General features: G+C 71.3%; 12 protein-coding genes, 1 tRNA gene, 1 other RNA gene and 1 pseudogene. 3 read left to right on the forward strand and 12 right to left on the reverse strand.

Annotated elements, in window-relative coordinates:
- Window positions 1-31 precede the first annotated feature (31 nt).
- A complete protein-coding gene (locus tag CHF15_RS20460) occupies window positions 32-1822 on the forward strand; it encodes a S9 family peptidase (protein ID WP_089225294.1) in 1791 nt (596 codons plus the stop codon).
- On the opposite strand, the gene CHF15_RS20465 is transcribed toward CHF15_RS20460, so the two are convergent.
- The 9 genes from CHF15_RS20465 to ffs all read right to left on the reverse strand — a co-directional run bounded on the left by CHF15_RS20465 (window position 1778) and on the right by ffs (window position 10364).
- On the reverse strand, window positions 1778-2632 hold the full coding sequence (locus CHF15_RS20465) for an SURF1 family protein (RefSeq protein WP_179279884.1): 855 nt from the start codon (window positions 2630-2632) through the stop codon (window positions 1778-1780). The genes CHF15_RS20460 and CHF15_RS20465 overlap by 45 nt on opposite strands.
- 48 nt (window positions 2633-2680) lie before the next feature.
- Window positions 2681-3706 carry a hypothetical protein gene (locus CHF15_RS20470; RefSeq protein ID WP_089225295.1) on the reverse strand — a complete coding sequence of 342 codons (1026 nt, stop codon included), beginning with the start codon at window positions 3704-3706 and terminating at the stop codon, window positions 2681-2683.
- Window positions 3703-4365 (reverse strand): SigE family RNA polymerase sigma factor, encoded by a 663-nt coding sequence (locus CHF15_RS20475; protein WP_375821230.1) that lies wholly within the window; start codon window positions 4363-4365, stop codon window positions 3703-3705. Before CHF15_RS20475 ends, CHF15_RS20470 begins: the two co-directional genes overlap by 4 nt.
- A 288-nt stretch (window positions 4366-4653) precedes the next feature.
- The gene (locus CHF15_RS20480; protein ID WP_089225296.1) at window positions 4654-5928 is read right to left on the reverse strand and encodes an aspartate kinase; all 1275 of its coding nucleotides are present in this window, start codon (window positions 5926-5928) and stop codon (window positions 4654-4656) included.
- A gap of 243 nt (window positions 5929-6171) precedes the next feature.
- On the reverse strand, window positions 6172-6819 hold the full coding sequence (locus CHF15_RS20485) for a DUF5063 domain-containing protein (protein ID WP_089225297.1): 648 nt from the start codon (window positions 6817-6819) through the stop codon (window positions 6172-6174).
- Entirely contained in the window at window positions 6812-7411 is a 600-nt protein-coding gene (gene recR / locus CHF15_RS20490) for a recombination mediator RecR (protein ID WP_089225298.1), read from the reverse strand. Before recR ends, CHF15_RS20485 begins: the two co-directional genes overlap by 8 nt.
- 28 nt (window positions 7412-7439) lie before the next feature.
- Window positions 7440-7775, reverse strand: a complete 336-nt coding sequence (locus tag CHF15_RS20495) for a YbaB/EbfC family nucleoid-associated protein (RefSeq protein WP_078619825.1) — start codon at window positions 7773-7775, stop codon at window positions 7440-7442.
- Between the two features lie 157 nt (window positions 7776-7932).
- A complete protein-coding gene (locus tag CHF15_RS20500; RefSeq protein WP_089225449.1) occupies window positions 7933-10155 on the reverse strand; it encodes a DNA polymerase III subunit gamma and tau in 2223 nt (740 codons plus the stop codon).
- 112 nt (window positions 10156-10267) lie between these two features.
- Window positions 10268-10364, reverse strand: an RNA gene (ffs, locus tag CHF15_RS20505) — signal recognition particle sRNA small type.
- 72 nt (window positions 10365-10436) lie between these two features.
- Here ffs and CHF15_RS20510 point away from each other — a divergent pair.
- Window positions 10437-10524: transfer RNA gene (locus CHF15_RS20510), tRNA-Ser, on the forward strand.
- A 79-nt stretch (window positions 10525-10603) separates the two neighbouring features.
- Here the strand turns inward: CHF15_RS20510 and CHF15_RS20515 are convergent.
- From CHF15_RS20515 to CHF15_RS20525, 3 genes and pseudogenes are all read right to left on the reverse strand, one after another.
- Window positions 10604-11839 carry a tyrosine-type recombinase/integrase gene (locus CHF15_RS20515; RefSeq protein ID WP_089225299.1) on the reverse strand — a complete coding sequence of 412 codons (1236 nt, stop codon included), beginning with the start codon at window positions 11837-11839 and terminating at the stop codon, window positions 10604-10606.
- A 10-nt stretch (window positions 11840-11849) separates the two neighbouring features.
- Window positions 11850-12086: an excisionase family DNA-binding protein gene (locus CHF15_RS20520; protein ID WP_089225300.1), complete on the reverse strand. Its 237-nt coding sequence runs from the start codon at window positions 12084-12086 to the stop codon at window positions 11850-11852.
- Window positions 12077-13139, reverse strand: a pseudogene (locus CHF15_RS20525) (replication initiator); the annotation flags it as partial. The gene CHF15_RS20520 and the pseudogene CHF15_RS20525, both read right to left, overlap by 10 nt.
- A gap of 27 nt (window positions 13140-13166) precedes the next feature.
- On the opposite strand from CHF15_RS20525, the gene CHF15_RS20530 reads away from it, so the two are divergent.
- Window positions 13167-13463 (forward strand): hypothetical protein, encoded by a 297-nt coding sequence (locus tag CHF15_RS20530; protein ID WP_089225301.1) that lies wholly within the window; start codon window positions 13167-13169, stop codon window positions 13461-13463.
- Window positions 13464-13917: the final 454 nt, after the last annotated feature.

Consider the following 13917-nt stretch of genomic DNA (forward strand, 5'->3'; position numbering starts at 1 on the left):
ACCACGGGGCGCGATCGGGTTTGATGGTGGCATGAGCGACGTCATGGCTGGGATGCCGGATTGGGAGAAGCGCTTCCGGGCGCCACGCGTCGGACTGCCGGAGTGGGCGGAGGACGCCCCCCATCGCAGCCTGTTCGTGTCGAATGCGACGGGTACCTACGAGCTCTACGCGTGGGACCGGACGACCGGGGCGCAGCGGCAGGTCACCGACCGGCCGAACGGCACATCGGACGGGACGCTGACACCGGACGGCGCCTGGGTGTGGTGGTTCGCGGACACCGACGGGGACGAGTTCGGCGTGTGGATGCGGCAGCCCTTCGATGGCGGCCCGGACGAGCCGGCCGCGCCCGGGCTGGAGTCCTCGTATCCCGCGGGCCTGGCGCTGGGCCGGAGCGGGCTCGCGGTGGTCGGCCGCTCCACCGACGAGGAGGGCACGACGGTCCACGTCGTGCGTCCCGGGGCGGAGCCGGTGGAGATCTACCGGCACGAGGAGTCGGGCGGGGTCGGCGCGCTCTCGGAGGACGGCACGCTGGTCGTCGTCGAGCACACCGAGCACGGCGACGCGATGCACTCGGCGCTGCGCGTGGTCACGACGGACGGCACGAAGGTCGCGGAGCTGGACGACAGCGAGGGCGGCACGAAGGAACTGGGCCTGGAGTGCCTGGGGTTCGCCCCGGTCCTGGGGGACGCCCGGCTGCTGGTGGCGCACCAGCGGCGCGGCCGCTGGGAGCCGATGGTCTGGGACGTCGCCGCGGGCACGGAGACCGCGCTCGCCATCGACCTGCCTGGTGACGTCGCGGCGGAGTGGTACCCGGACGGCACCGCGCTGCTGGTGGTGCACTCGTACCGGGCCCGCAGCGAGATCTACCGCTACGGGCTGGCGGACGGGGAGCTGACCCGGCTGGACACCCCGGCGGGCTCGGTGAGCGGCGCCACGGCCCGCCCCGACGGGACCGTGGAGTTCCTGTGGTCGTCGGCGGCGGCGCCCTCGGAGGTGCGGTCGACGACCGGCGCGGTGGTGCTGGAGGCGCCCGGCGAGCGGGCCCCCGGCTCGCTGCCGGTGGAGGACGTGTGGGTGGACGGGCCGGGCGGCCGGGTGCACGCGCTCGTCCAGCGGCCCGCGCGGGGCGAGGGCCCGTACCCGACGGTGTTCGAGATCCACGGCGGGCCCACCTGGCACGACTCGGACGCCTTCGCGGCCGGGCCGGCGGCCTGGCTCGACCACGGCTACGCGGTGGTGCGGATCAACTACCGCGGTTCCACGGGCTACGGCCGGGAGTGGACGGACGCGCTCAAGCACCGTGTGGGCCTGATCGAGCTGGAGGACGTCGAGGCGGTCCGGGCGTGGGCGGTGGAGTCGGGCTTCGCCGACCCGGCGCGCCTGGTGCTGTCCGGCGGCTCCTGGGGCGGCTTCCTGACGCTGCTGGGGCTGGGCACCCGGCCCGAGCTGTGGACGGTGGGCCTGGCGGCCGTACCGGTCGCGGACTACGTGACGGCGTACGGCGACGAGATGGAGGCGCTCAAGGCGCTGGACCGCACCCTGTTCGGCGGCTCCCCCGAGGAGGTCCCGGAGCGCTACGAGGCGTCCTCGCCGATCACGTACGTGGCGCGGGTCAAGGCCCCGGTCTACATCTCGGCGGGCCTCAACGACCCGCGCTGCCCGATCCGGCAGATCGACAACTACGTCGAGCGGCTGGCGGGCCTGGGCAAGACGCACGAGGTCTACCGCTACGACGCCGGGCACGGCTCGCTCGTCGTCGACGAGCGGATCAAGCAGCTACGACTGGAGCTGGACTTCGTCCGCCGCCACCTCGGCGGCTGAGGCCGGGGCGGGCCCCTCCTCCGCGGTGAGGCCGAGCTCGGCGTCGCGCCGGGTCTCGGCCTCCCGGCGGACGAGCCGGAACCACATGAAGACCACGAAGCCCGCGAAGACGAACCACTCGCCGGTGTAGCCGAGGTTCTGGAAGGCCTTGAGGTCCAGGCCGGTGCCGCTCGGCGCGACGGGCGGGACGGCCCGCAGGGGCGCGTGGACGCCCTCGGTCTGGGTGATCCAGGCGCCGTACACCTGGTACGGGACGAGGTTGACCAGGGAGGCCGCGCTGATGATCCCCAACTGTCCTTCGGGGAGCCCGCCGCTGCCGATCGCGCCGTCGGTGTCGGCGCCCTCGGGGGCCTGCAGGGCCCCGGTGACGGTGACCTCGCCGGCGGGCGCCGCGGGCACGGCGGCGGCGGACGCGCGGTCCGCGTCGCCGGGGAGCCAGCCGCGGACGACGGGCAGGACGGCCGCGCCGTCGCCGGTGCGCAGCGGGGTGAGCACGTAGTAGCCGGTGCGTCCGTCGAGCTCGCGGCCGGGTACGAGGAACTGGTGCGCGCTGTCGTAGCGGCCGGTGGCCCGTACGGAGCGGCCGGCCGTCTCGGTGGTGACCGCGGAGGTCGCCCGCGGCAGCAGGCGCTCCAGCGGGACGGCGTCGCGGGCGGCGGTCGCGGGGGTGTCCTGGGCGGCGCGGTGGCTGTCGACGCGGGCCTCGAACCGGCTCAACTGCCAGCTGCCCATGAACGTGCAGACGACCACGGCGCACACCATGAAGAGGTGCCCGCCCAGCCAGCGGGGGGACAGCAGGAACCGGTACACGCCGTCAACGGTACGGGGCGCCCGGCCGTCCCCTGGAACCGCCCCCTGCTACTGGGCGGCGACGGCGCCGGTCTTGTACACCGTCCCGGCGCAGGCGCCGTCGATCGTCGCGTTGACGACGGGCGCTCCGGCCTCGGGGGTGTGGCTCAGCACGATGGCCGCCGGGGCGCCCTGGGAGGCACCGTTCTCGCCGGACGGGGGCGCGGACGCCTCACCGGTCGGGCTGTTGGTGGCGGTCGCGGTGGGCGTCGGCGTGGACGGGGGTGTGCAGCCGCCCGCGCCGCCCGCGGCCGGGATCCAGGTGAACTGGACGCGGTAGCTCTGCCCGGCCTTGAGGATCAGCGTGCCGAGGGAGTCGGGCAGCGTGGTGCCGTCGTTCGCGGTGTGGTCGACGACACTGATGCGGGCGGACTCGGCCGCGCCCTGGGCGGCGAAGGTCACCGTGCCGCCGCCGTCGACGGTGCACGAGCGATCAGAGGTGTTCGCCACCTGGAACCAGCCGCTGACCCGGCCCGCGCCGTCGGAGGCGCCCGCGTAGCCGGAGGCGTCGCCGAGGTCGTCGGTGGAGCACAGCGGGGCGTTGGCCGCGAGCGTGTCGGAGGGGTCCACGGGGTCCGAGGACCCGGGCGGGACCTGGGGGTGCGAGCCGCCGGTGTGCGTGGGGTTCTCGTCGGGACTGCCGTCGCCGCCGGTCGGGCTGGGTGTGCCGGCGCCGGCGGCGGGACCGTCCGGGCCGCCGTCGGTGCCACCGGTGTCCTGGGCGCTGGACGCGTTGGCGGTGCCGGTCTTGGCGGAGCCGGAGATGTTCGCCGCGTGCAGGGCCGCGGGGACCGCGACCAGTGCCAGCAGGCACGCGGCCGCGCTGCCGGCCAGCAACTGACGGCGGTGGGTCCGCCGGGCGGGGACCGCGCGGCGCAGATGGTCCAGCGCCTCTTGCCCGGGCTGGATGTCGCTCACCGCGTCGCGCATGAGGCGGCGCAGCGCCAGTTCGTCGGGGCTCAGCCGCTCCTCCGGGCTGCCGCCGTTGATGTCGTTCTCGGGTTCCATACCGCCGGGTGGGGTCGAGTTGGTCATGCCGGGGCCTCCATCGCGACGCGGAGCGCCGCGAGACCGCGCGAGCCGTACGCCTTCACCGAGCCTATGGAAATACCGAGGGTCTCGGCCACTTGGGCTTCGGTCATGTCGGCGAAGTAGCGCAGCACGAGCACCTCGCGCTGCCGGCGCTGCAGTTTGCGCAGGGCCGCCTTCAGCTCGTCGCGCTCCAGCGCCTCGTACGCGCCCTCCTCGGCGCTCGCCATGTCGGGCATGGGCTTGGACAGCAGTCGCATGCCCATGATGCGGCGGCGGAGGGCGGAGCGGGAGAGGTTGACGACGGTCTGCCGCAGGTAGGCGAGGGTCTTCTCGGGCTCGCGGACCCGCTTGCGGGCCGAGTGGACGCGGATGAAGGCTTCCTGGACGACGTCCTCGCAGGAGGCGGTGTCGTCGAGCAGGAGTGCGGCGAGGCCGAGCAGCGAGCGGTAGTGCGCCCGGTAGGTCTCGGTGAGGTGGTCGACGGTCGTCCCGACTGACATCGCGCCGTCAGTGTCGCCGCGGTCCGAGGGCGCCTGCACCACAGGCCAGGGCGCGATCACCGGGATGCCGCCGACTGCGCGCGACGGCCGCCGGACGTGCGGGCGCGCCGGAGCGCTGCTCCGCCCCACGAGGGGTGCTTCGATGCCGAGTGCCTCTGCCACGACTGTTGGACACGCGTCCCCCCGTCAGGGTTGTACGCCCGAGGCACCGTTTTTGACGGTGTAGCACATATGCGCATGCGTACCAACTCTTCCCCAATGCCCCTTTTTCCCGGCGCTGTTGCGCCGCGCCCGGCCTGCAGCACAGTAGGGCAGTGCGCTGACACAAGGACGCTCCCTGTGCGTCGCGCGGTTGCGACACACAGGGAGCTGAAATTGTCTGGCGCCTACAGGCTTCCGATCAAGCGGTATAGACCTGGGATTTGGGTCACTCGACCGAAACGGGGGTGATCAGCGGCCTGTTCCTCCGTAGACGACCGCTTCGTCGGTTTCGCTGTCCAGGCCGAACGCGGAGTGCACGGCGCGCACGGCCTCGTTGACGTCCTCGGCGCGGGTGACGACCGAGATGCGGATCTCCGAGGTCGAGATCAGTTCGATGTTGACGCCCGCGTTGGACAGCGCCTCGAAGAACTGCGCCGTGACACCGGGGTTGGTCTTCATGCCGGCGCCGACCAGCGAGATCTTGGCGATCTGGTCGTCGTAGCGGAGCGTCTCGAAGCCGATGCCGCCCTGGACGCGCTTGAGGGCATCGATCGCCTTCGGGCCGTCGGCCTTGGGGAGGGTGAAGGAGATGTCGGTCAGGCCGGTGGCCGCGGCCGACACGTTCTGCACCACCATGTCGATGTTGATCTCGGCGTCGGCGATCGCCCGGAAGATCACGGCGGCCTCGCCGGGCTTGTCGGGCACACCGACGACCGTCACCTTGGCCTCGGATGTGTCGTGCGCGACACCGGAGATGATCGCGTGCTCCATGCCCTTCTGGTCCTCTCGCGGCTCATTGCTGACCCAAGTGCCCTGGAGGCCGGAGAACGACGACCGGACGTGGATCGGGATGTTGTAACGGCGGGCGTACTCCACACAGCGGTGCAGGAGCACCTTGGAGCCGGAGCTGGCGAGCTCCAGCATGTCCTCGGACGAGATCCAGTCGATCTTCTGCGCCTTCTTCACCACGCGGGGATCCGCGGTGAACACGCCGTCGACGTCGGTGTAGATCTCGCACACCTCGGCGTCCAGGGCCGCCGCCAGCGCCACCGCGGTCGTGTCGGAGCCGCCCCGGCCCAGCGTCGTGATGTCCTTGCTGTCCTGGGAGACGCCCTGGAAGCCGGCCACGATCGCGATGTTGCCCTGGTCGAGCGCCGTGCGGATGCGGCCCGGCGTGACGTCGATGATGCGCGCTTTGTTGTGGACGGAGTCGGTGATGACACCCGCCTGGCTGCCGGTGAACGACTGCGCCTCGTGTCCGAGGTTTTTGATCGCCATCGCCAGCAGGGCCATGGAGATCCGTTCTCCGGCGGTCAGCAGCATGTCGAACTCGCGGCCGGTAGGCATCGGAGATACCTGCTCGGCGAGCTCGATCAACTCGTCCGTCGTGTCACCCATCGCCGAGACCACGACGACCACCTGGTGGCCGCTCTTCTTGGCATCGACGATCCGCTTGGCAACGCGCTTGATGCCCTCGGCATCCGCAACGGAGGAGCCGCCGTACTTCTGCACGACAAGGCCCACGTGCGCTCCTCAAATCCGGTACTGCGTTCGGCTCAGTCTAACGAGCAGGCCGGTACGGACCCCTCAATACCACATGGTGAGACGCCGGGCCCACTCTGCGAGCCATCTGCCCAGCGACACGCCGAGGTATGCACACCGGGCAGCGTGCTCCGGATCACTACGGCCCCCGGCCGCCCCACACGGACACGCGCCCGCCCCTCGGGAGGGGACGGGCGCGGTGGCGTCCTGGGACCGGGTCCGGGTTCAGCGGGTGGGGCGCAGCCCCAGGGGCTTGGCGATCTCGGCGGCCATCACCCGGCCGGCCTCGGCGGCGAGTCTCTCCTCGTCGTCGGCGCCGTGGTCGGTGTCCAGGCCGTCCAGGGCGTCCAGCGGGCTGTCGAGCCGTACGTGGGCGACGAGGGACTGCAGGGCCCGCAGCGAGGCCGAGGCGGTCGGCCCCCAGTTGGACAGGTAGGAGAACTGCCACCACCACAGGGCCTCGCTGACCCGGCCCTCGCGGAAGTGCGCCAGGCCGTGCGCGAGGTCCGTCACGACGTCCGCGAGGTCGTCGGAGATCCGGCAGGCCACCGGTGTGCTGCGCGGCACGTACGGGTCGAAGACCTCGGAGTAGACGTCGATCGGCTCCAGCAGCACCGCGAGCCGCTGGCGCAGCTCGTCGGCGTCCGGCTCCGGGCCGATGTCGGGCTCGTAGCGCTCCTCCGGGACGATGTCCTCGTGCGCCCCGAGGCGGCCGCCCGCCAGCAGCAGCTGGGAGACCTCCAGCAGCAGGTAGGGCACCGCGCTGTCGGGGTCGTCGCCCTTGGCGACCTCCCGCACCGACAGGATGAAGCTCTCGATCTGGTCCGAGATCGAGGAGGCGAAGTCATCGGGGTCCAGGGCGTTGTCAGACATCAAGCAGCCGCCTTCCTTCAAAGGCCCGGCCGAGCGTGACCTCGTCGGCGTACTCCAAGTCGCCGCCGACCGGCAGACCGCTCGCGAGACGGGTGACCTTCAGTCCCATCGGTTTGACCATGCGTGCGAGATACGTGGCCGTCGCCTCCCCCTCGAGGTTGGGGTCGGTGGCCAGGATCAGCTCGGTGACGCTGCCGTCCGCGAGCCGCGCCAGCAGCTCCCGTATGCGCAGGTCGTCCGGACCGACTCCCTCGATCGGGCTGATCGCGCCGCCGAGCACGTGGTAGCGGCCGCGGAACTCGCGGGTCCGCTCGATCGCGACCACGTCCTTGGGTTCCTCGACCACGCAGATGACGGTCGGGTCGCGGCGCGGATCACGGCAGACCCGGCACTGGTCGGCCTCCGCGACGTTGCCGCAGACCGCGCAGAACCGGACCTTCGCCTTGACCTCGCTCAGGGCGTGCGCGAGCCGCCGGACGTCGGCGGGATCGGCCTGCAGGATGTGGAAGGCGATCCGCTGCGCGCTCTTGGGACCCACGCCGGGCAGCCTGCCCAGCTCGTCGATCAGGTCCTGAACCACGCCCTCGTACACGCTGTGCCCTCTTCGTTCGTCGCCTGGACTAGAAAGGAAGGCCGGGGATGCCCCCGAGCCCCTGGGCGAGCGGGCCGAGCTTGTTCTGCTGCAGCTCCTGCGCGCTCGCGGTCGCGTTGTGCACGGCGGCGACGACCAGATCGGCCAGCGTCTCCGTGTCCTCAGGATCGACCGCCTTGGGGTCGATGACCAGACCCCGCAGCTCGCCGGCTCCGGTCACGGTCGCCTTCACCAGGCCACCGCCGGCCGTACCCTCGATCTCGGTCTCGGCGAGCTCCTGCTGGGCCGCCGCGAGGTCCTGCTGCATCTTCTGTGCCTGCTTGAGCAGCTGCTGCATATTGGGCTGACCACCACCGGGGATCACGGTCTCGCTCCTGCCTCACGACGTCGGTTGTGCGGGTAGGGCGAGCCTACGTGCTCGGGCGCCCGCTCGCGCTACCCGTACGAGGGAACGAGCGGCGCGCGTCGCCCGTTCCGCCCCGGCCGTGCCGTTCCGCACAGGAGGAACGGGGCCGCCCCGGCTACTCGTTGGCGATCTCCTCGATCAGGGTGGCGCCCAGCTCGCGCACGATGAGGTCGTGGCCGCTGAGCGCCGTCTCGTCCAGGTCCGGGTCGTCGTCCTCGGGCATGTCGTACTCGACGGGCGGGGGCTCGTCGGCGACGGGCGGATACGCGGACGCCGCCGGGGCCGCGTTCACCGCGGCACGGGCCGCGGCCGCCGCGGCGGGCGGCGACGGAGGTGCCGGGGGCGAGCCCGGGTTCTGGGACTGCTGGTGCGGTTGTTGCTGCGACTGCTGGTGCGGTTGTTGCTGCGGCTGCTGCTCGGACGGCGCGGGGGACGCAGGCGCGGGACGGGGCCCGCCGGAGCCACCGCCCGGCCCCATGGGACCGGCACCGCCTCCGGCACCGCCGCCTCCGGGGCCGCCGCCCGGGCTGACGATCGCCTCGATGCGCCACTGGACGCCCAGGGCCTCGCTGATCGCCTGCTTGAGCACCTCCTCGTGGCCGCGGTTGGCGAAGCTGTCGCGGGCGCCGGGGTTGTCGAAGCCGATCTGCAGCGTCGAACCGTCGAAGCCGACGAGGCGGGCGTTCTGGTCGAGCAGTATCCAGGTCACCTTCCGCAGCCGCTTGACCGCGTCGAGGACGGTCGGCCACATCTGGTGGACGCGCGACGCGTCGCCGATGGGCTGCGCGGTCGGTGCGGCCGGTACCGGGGCGGCGGCCTGCGGGGCCGCGGGGGCGGGCGACGCGGCGGCCGGTGCCGCCGCCGATGCCGCGGTGGGCCAGGCGCCGGGACGCTGCCCGCCACCGGGGGCGGTGGCGCTCGGCCAGGCGCCGGGACGCTGCGCGGCGGGAGCCTGCGCGGGCGGGGCGGCGGGCGGCGGCGTGGGCTCGGGGGCGGCCGCAGGAGCCGGGGCGGGTGCGGGGGCGGAAGCGGCGGCAGGTGCGGGGGCGGCTTCGGCCGGCCGGGCCGGTCCGCCCATCGCCGCGCGCGCCGCCGCGGGGCCGCCGCCAGGCGGGAGCGGCTCCCCGAACTCCACGACCGGGGCCGCCGGGCCACCCGCGGGCGCCGCGAAACCACCGGCGGACGCACGGCGTTCCAGCCGGTCCAGACGCGCCTGCAGCGACCGCTCGTCGTCGTAGGCCCCCGGGAGCAGCACGCGGGCGCAGATCAACTCCAGCTGCAGACGCGGCGAGGTCGCCCCGCGCATCTCCGTGAGCCCGGCGTTGACCAGGTCCGCGGCGCGGCTGAGCTCCGCCGCCCCGAACACCCCGGCCTGCGCCCGCATCCGCTCCACGACGTCGGCCGGGGCGTCGATCAGGCTCTTCTCCACCGCGTCCGGCACCGCCGCGAGGATCACCAGGTCCCGCAGCCGCTCCAGCAGGTCGGCCACGAAGCGCCGCGGGTCGTTCCCGCCCTCGATCACGCGGTCCACGACCTCGAACGCCGCCGCGCCGTCCCCGGCGGCGAAGGCGTCCACGACGTCGTCGAGCAGCGCGCCGTCGGTGTAGCCGAGCAGCGAGGTCGCCATGGCGTACGTCACACCGGCCTCGCCCGCACCGGCGAGCAACTGGTCCATCACCGACATCGAGTCACGCACCGAGCCGGCACCGGAGCGGACCACCAGCGGGTACACCCCGGCCTCGACCGGGATCGCCTCCCGCTCGCAGACCTCGGCCAGGTAGTCGCGCAGCGTGCCGGGCGGCACCAGCCGGAACGGGTAGTGGTGGGTGCGCGACCGGATGGTGCCGATGACCTTCTCGGGCTCCGTGGTCGCGAAGATGAACTTCAGATGCTCCGGGGGCTCCTCGACCACCTTCAGCAGGGCGTTGAAGCCCGCCGGGGTGACCATGTGCGCCTCGTCGATGATGTAGATCTTGTAACGGCTGCTCGCCGGCCCGAAGAAGGCCTTCTCCCGCAGGTCGCGCGCGTCGTCCACACCGCCGTGCGACGCCGCGTCGATCTCGATCACGTCGATCGACCCCGGGCCGTTGCGGGCCAGGTCGCGGCACGACTGGCACTCCCCGCACGGCGTCGGCGTCGGGCCCTTCTCGCAGTTCAGGCAGCGCGCCAGGATGCGGGCGCTGGTCGTCTTGCCACAGCCGCGCGGCCCGCTGAACAGGTACGCGTGGTTGACCCGGTTGTTCCGCAGCGCCTGCTGCAGCGGGTCCGTGACGTGCTCCTGCCCGATGACCTCGGCGAAGGTCTCGGGGCGATAGCGGCGGTACAGAGCGAGGGACACGCCTACGACGATATCGGCCCCCACCGACACCCGGGCCCCGCCCATGTGACGGCGCCCACACCGGAGGCCTCCCCCGGCCGCCCCGGACCGTGTTCCCGCAGGCCCGCGGGCAGCAAAAGACCCCCCACGCACCCGCCAGAGCCCACCTACCCTTGCTGCCTTCCGGCCCTGGGGGGTTTCAGCGAGATAGCGCCACGTGAGGGGCTGCGCCCAGCCTACATGATCGGATCACCCGGGAACGAGTTCGCGAGCACTCCCTCCGGTCTAGTAATGTTTGCCGCGGAGGATTCGCCTAGTGGCCTAGGGCGCACGCTTGGAAAGCGTGTTGGGGGCAACCCCTCACGAGTTCGAATCTCGTATCCTCCGCCAGTGCCTCACCGGGCACGTTGTCGAAGGGCCCCACCGGTCGCGGTGGGGCCCTTCGACGTTCTCCGTCTCAGTTTCCGTCTCAGTTGGTATCCGGCGAGCTCCAGAGCACGTCGCCAACCTGGCGAGCCACGTTCTTCAGCACGGGTCCGGTCACGTGCATGTACCGCGAGCGCATCCGGGCCGAGCCGCCCGGTTCCCAGCCCATGATCGCGTCCACGACGACATCGGGAACGCCGAGCAGAAGTAGGACCGTCGCCGCGGTGTGGCGAGCGTCGTGCAGTCGGCCGTCCCGTACTCCCGCGAGCTGAAGCAGCTCCTTCCAGTGGTGGTAGTCCGTGTTCGGCACCAGTGGCGAGCCGTCAGGCTGAGCGAAGACGTACCCGGTGCCCTGCCAAGCTTCGCCGGCGGCGATCCTTTCGTGCTCCTGCTCTTCCAGGTGTCGACGGAGCAGCTTGATCAGCGGGTCCGGCAGGCCGATGGTGCGGCGGGCCGCCCGGGACTTGGTCGACTTGTACTCGCGGCGTACCTGCTCGCGCTGGGGGCAGTACCCGGCTTTCCTGCCGCAGTCGCCGCCACAGCCATGCGCGTACTTCGGGCGAAGGCGGTTCTTGCGGGTGCGGAGGTATCCGGTCTCCAGGTCGATGTCCTCCCAGTGCAGACCCAGGGCCTCTCCCTGTCGCAGCCCGAGGGCGAGCGCGATCACCCACCGGGCGCTGTTGCGTCGCTTCGATGCCTGCAAGAGCAGGCGCTGAACCTCCTCGATCGTGTACGGCTCGATCTCTTCTTCTTCGAGGCGAGGTGCTTTTGCGATCTCTGCGGCGTTCGTGGGGACGTGCCCGCGGCGCAGGGCCTCCCCGAGAGCCGTACGCATGGTGCGATGGGCATGGTGTGCCGTACCGGCGGCGCTGCCGCTGTCCTGCATCTTCCGGTAGAAGCGCTCCAGGTGCTCCGGTTCCAGCCGGTCCAGGCGGTGCGCTCCCAGGCCCGGCACCAGGTGGACGCGGACATCCACCTCGTAGCCGTCGTAGGTGTTCTCCGAGACGTGCGGCCTGGCGATGTTCTCCACCCAGTGCTCAAGCCACGTCTTCACCGTCCAGGCCTTGCCGGGCTTCCGCAGCTTCTTCTCGTCGCGCAGCCGCTCCAGTTCCCGAACAGCCTTGGTGACCTCCGCTCGGGTCTTCCGTTCCACGTGGCGCCGGTCGGGCCTGCCGTCGTCGCGGACGCCCACGGTCACACGCCCATGCCACTTTCCGTCCTTGCCGAAGTAGATCGACGACGCGCCGTTGGGCTGCCGTGTCCTCTGTCGGTCCGTCATGCTCTCCCCCTCAGGCAGCCACGATCGTGTGGGTGGTTCGGCGAAGCCTCGCCACATAGGCGGGGAGAGCATCAGCGGGGACTTTGCGCAGCCGGCCGACAGTGACCGACTCGATCTCTCCCGAACTGATGAGGCTGTAGCAGGTGGTCCGGCCGATCCCGAGTCGCCGAGCGGTCTCTTCCACAGTGAGGAGCAACAGCGTGGTGTCTCCCGCCCCCGACAGGTCATCCAGTTCGTTCACGGCCATGTCCCCTCCTCATCGAGTTCCTTCAAGGCTTCGCGGGCGGTCTCGCGGTTGAGCTGGAGGTCCCGGGCGATCGACGCGGCAAGGACGGATTCGCCGGGGGTGTGGCCGTGTCCGGCGTAGGCCCAGTGGGCGAGGACGAGCGTGGTGGCTTCCGGGCAGTCGTCGGGGTCGGGCAGGCCGAGGGCGGCGCGTTGTTGGGCGGCGCGGTAGTCGGCTCGGACCTGGCGTAGGGCGCCGAGGGTGGTGGAGTAGCGGCGGGATTTGGTGGAGAAGTGGCCGCGGAAGCCGAGCATGTGGGCCCAATCGAGGAGCTTGCGGTCGGGGTAGAGGCGGTGGAGGTCGAAGCAGGTTTCGATCAATCGCCGCGGGTGAGGCGGAACGCCCAGCAGGACCAGCGCTTCGCGGTTGCCGACGCGGCGGTCGACGGTGCCGGTGGTCTCGGCGGCTTTGGTGGCGTACTTGGCCACGTAGGAGGCCACGGCCGGCTCGGTCAGTTCGCCGTCCGTAGTGGCGTCGGCAGAGCGAATGGGCTGGACGTCGAGCTGGGTGCCCCAGGTAAGGGTGCGGGCCGGGTAGTCGCCGGCGGCAGGAACGGGAACGGCGACACGGCGGGCGGCGGCGTGGATGGCGTCGGTGAGTAGGTCGAGGGTCGCCCACGGTGGGGGTGGTGAGTCGGGTCCGTCTGGGCCGTCGGACGACGGCATGCAAGTGGACGGCACCACGCTTTTGGTATTCGGCGACCTTGCTGAAGGAGACCCGGCACTGTTCGCGGGCTGCTTGCTGGGTGAGGCCGGCGCGGGCGGCGATCTCTCTGCGGAGGTAGATGGTGAAGTACCGCCACAGGTCGGAGGCGTGGTTGTTCCACAGCACCGCACCCGCGTAGTCGTAGCTGTCAGGGTTCAGGGGTGTGCCTAACGCGGTGTCGTCCTCGCCGTGGCGGAGCCCGCATCGGCAGGGCGCGGTGCCAGGGCGGTTGTGGACGGGACCGAAGGAGGGGGCGGTGAGGGTGGCGAACACCTTCGGGTGCACCCGGACCGTTTCGGGGGTGCCCTTGCGGCCTCTACGCCGAAGGGATCAGCGATGAAGGACGCATGGCAGCTACGCCGTGGCGAGGAAGTGATCGGCAGGCTCGTTCTCGAAACCGTCGACATGTTCTGGTACGACTGCCGTTTCGAAGCTTCGACCGGCTGGACGACTCTCAGGCCCCACATGGAGGCGCTGCGAGCCGCTGCAGAACGGAGCGACATGGACGCGATCCACAAAGTCGACGAGGCCATCTCCGCGCTGAGCCTTGAGCTGGCACCGGAAGACGGAGGCGAACCCATCAGGGACTTCCTGGTGCGCATCAAGGGGGACTCCGCACGCTTCCGGTACTGACTGCTGGGCCGTCCGAGGACAGCCAAAGGCGACCAACGATGACAACCTTCGGCAGGTAAGTCGTAGGTCACAGCGTGGGTCGCCGGAAGAGCTCCAGGTCAGGGAGCCGCCGCCCCACTTCCAGAAGATCTGTGCGCATCATGGAATATGGGGATCGATCTGGAGCTGCACGCATCGCGGCCGGCACGTAACTGGGGCAAGTCCCGCGCGACACTCCTGCGGAGCTCTAACGGACATGGTGACGCGTTGGCCGATGCACTCGGCTCGCTCCAGCTCCTTGGAATAGCCGGGAGGCTCACTGCTGTCGATCCGTACGGGGATACGTTGATGAACGAGCAGGAGTCTGCCGCTGCCCTCTAGGAGATCCACGATCTGCGGCAACGATGCGGTGATGAGCGTCAGCTCGCAGCGCTGGAGGATCTCGCGACGATGCTGGAGCAATGCGCGGCCACTC

Origin of the sequence: Actinacidiphila glaucinigra, from assembly GCF_900188405.1 — a bacterium.
In the GTDB taxonomy this organism is placed as follows: domain Bacteria; phylum Actinomycetota; class Actinomycetes; order Streptomycetales; family Streptomycetaceae; genus Actinacidiphila; species Actinacidiphila glaucinigra.

Bases quoted from the DNA above. Each gene is read 5' to 3' on its own strand.
- CHF15_RS20460 (WP_089225294.1), top strand. From the start codon at position 32: ATGAGCGACGTCATGGCTGGGATGCCGGATTGGGAGAAGCGCTTCCGG.
- CHF15_RS20470 (WP_089225295.1), bottom strand. From the start codon at position 3,706: ATGACCAACTCGACCCCACCCGGCGGTATGGAACCCGAGAACGACATC.
- CHF15_RS20485 (WP_089225297.1), bottom strand. From the start codon at position 6,819: ATGTCTGACAACGCCCTGGACCCCGATGACTTCGCCTCCTCGATCTCG.
- CHF15_RS20515 (WP_089225299.1), bottom strand. From the start codon at position 11,839: ATGACGGACCGACAGAGGACACGGCAGCCCAACGGCGCGTCGTCGATC.
- CHF15_RS20520 (WP_089225300.1), bottom strand. From the start codon at position 12,086: ATGGCCGTGAACGAACTGGATGACCTGTCGGGGGCGGGAGACACCACG.
- CHF15_RS20530 (WP_089225301.1), top strand. From the start codon at position 13,167: ATGAAGGACGCATGGCAGCTACGCCGTGGCGAGGAAGTGATCGGCAGG.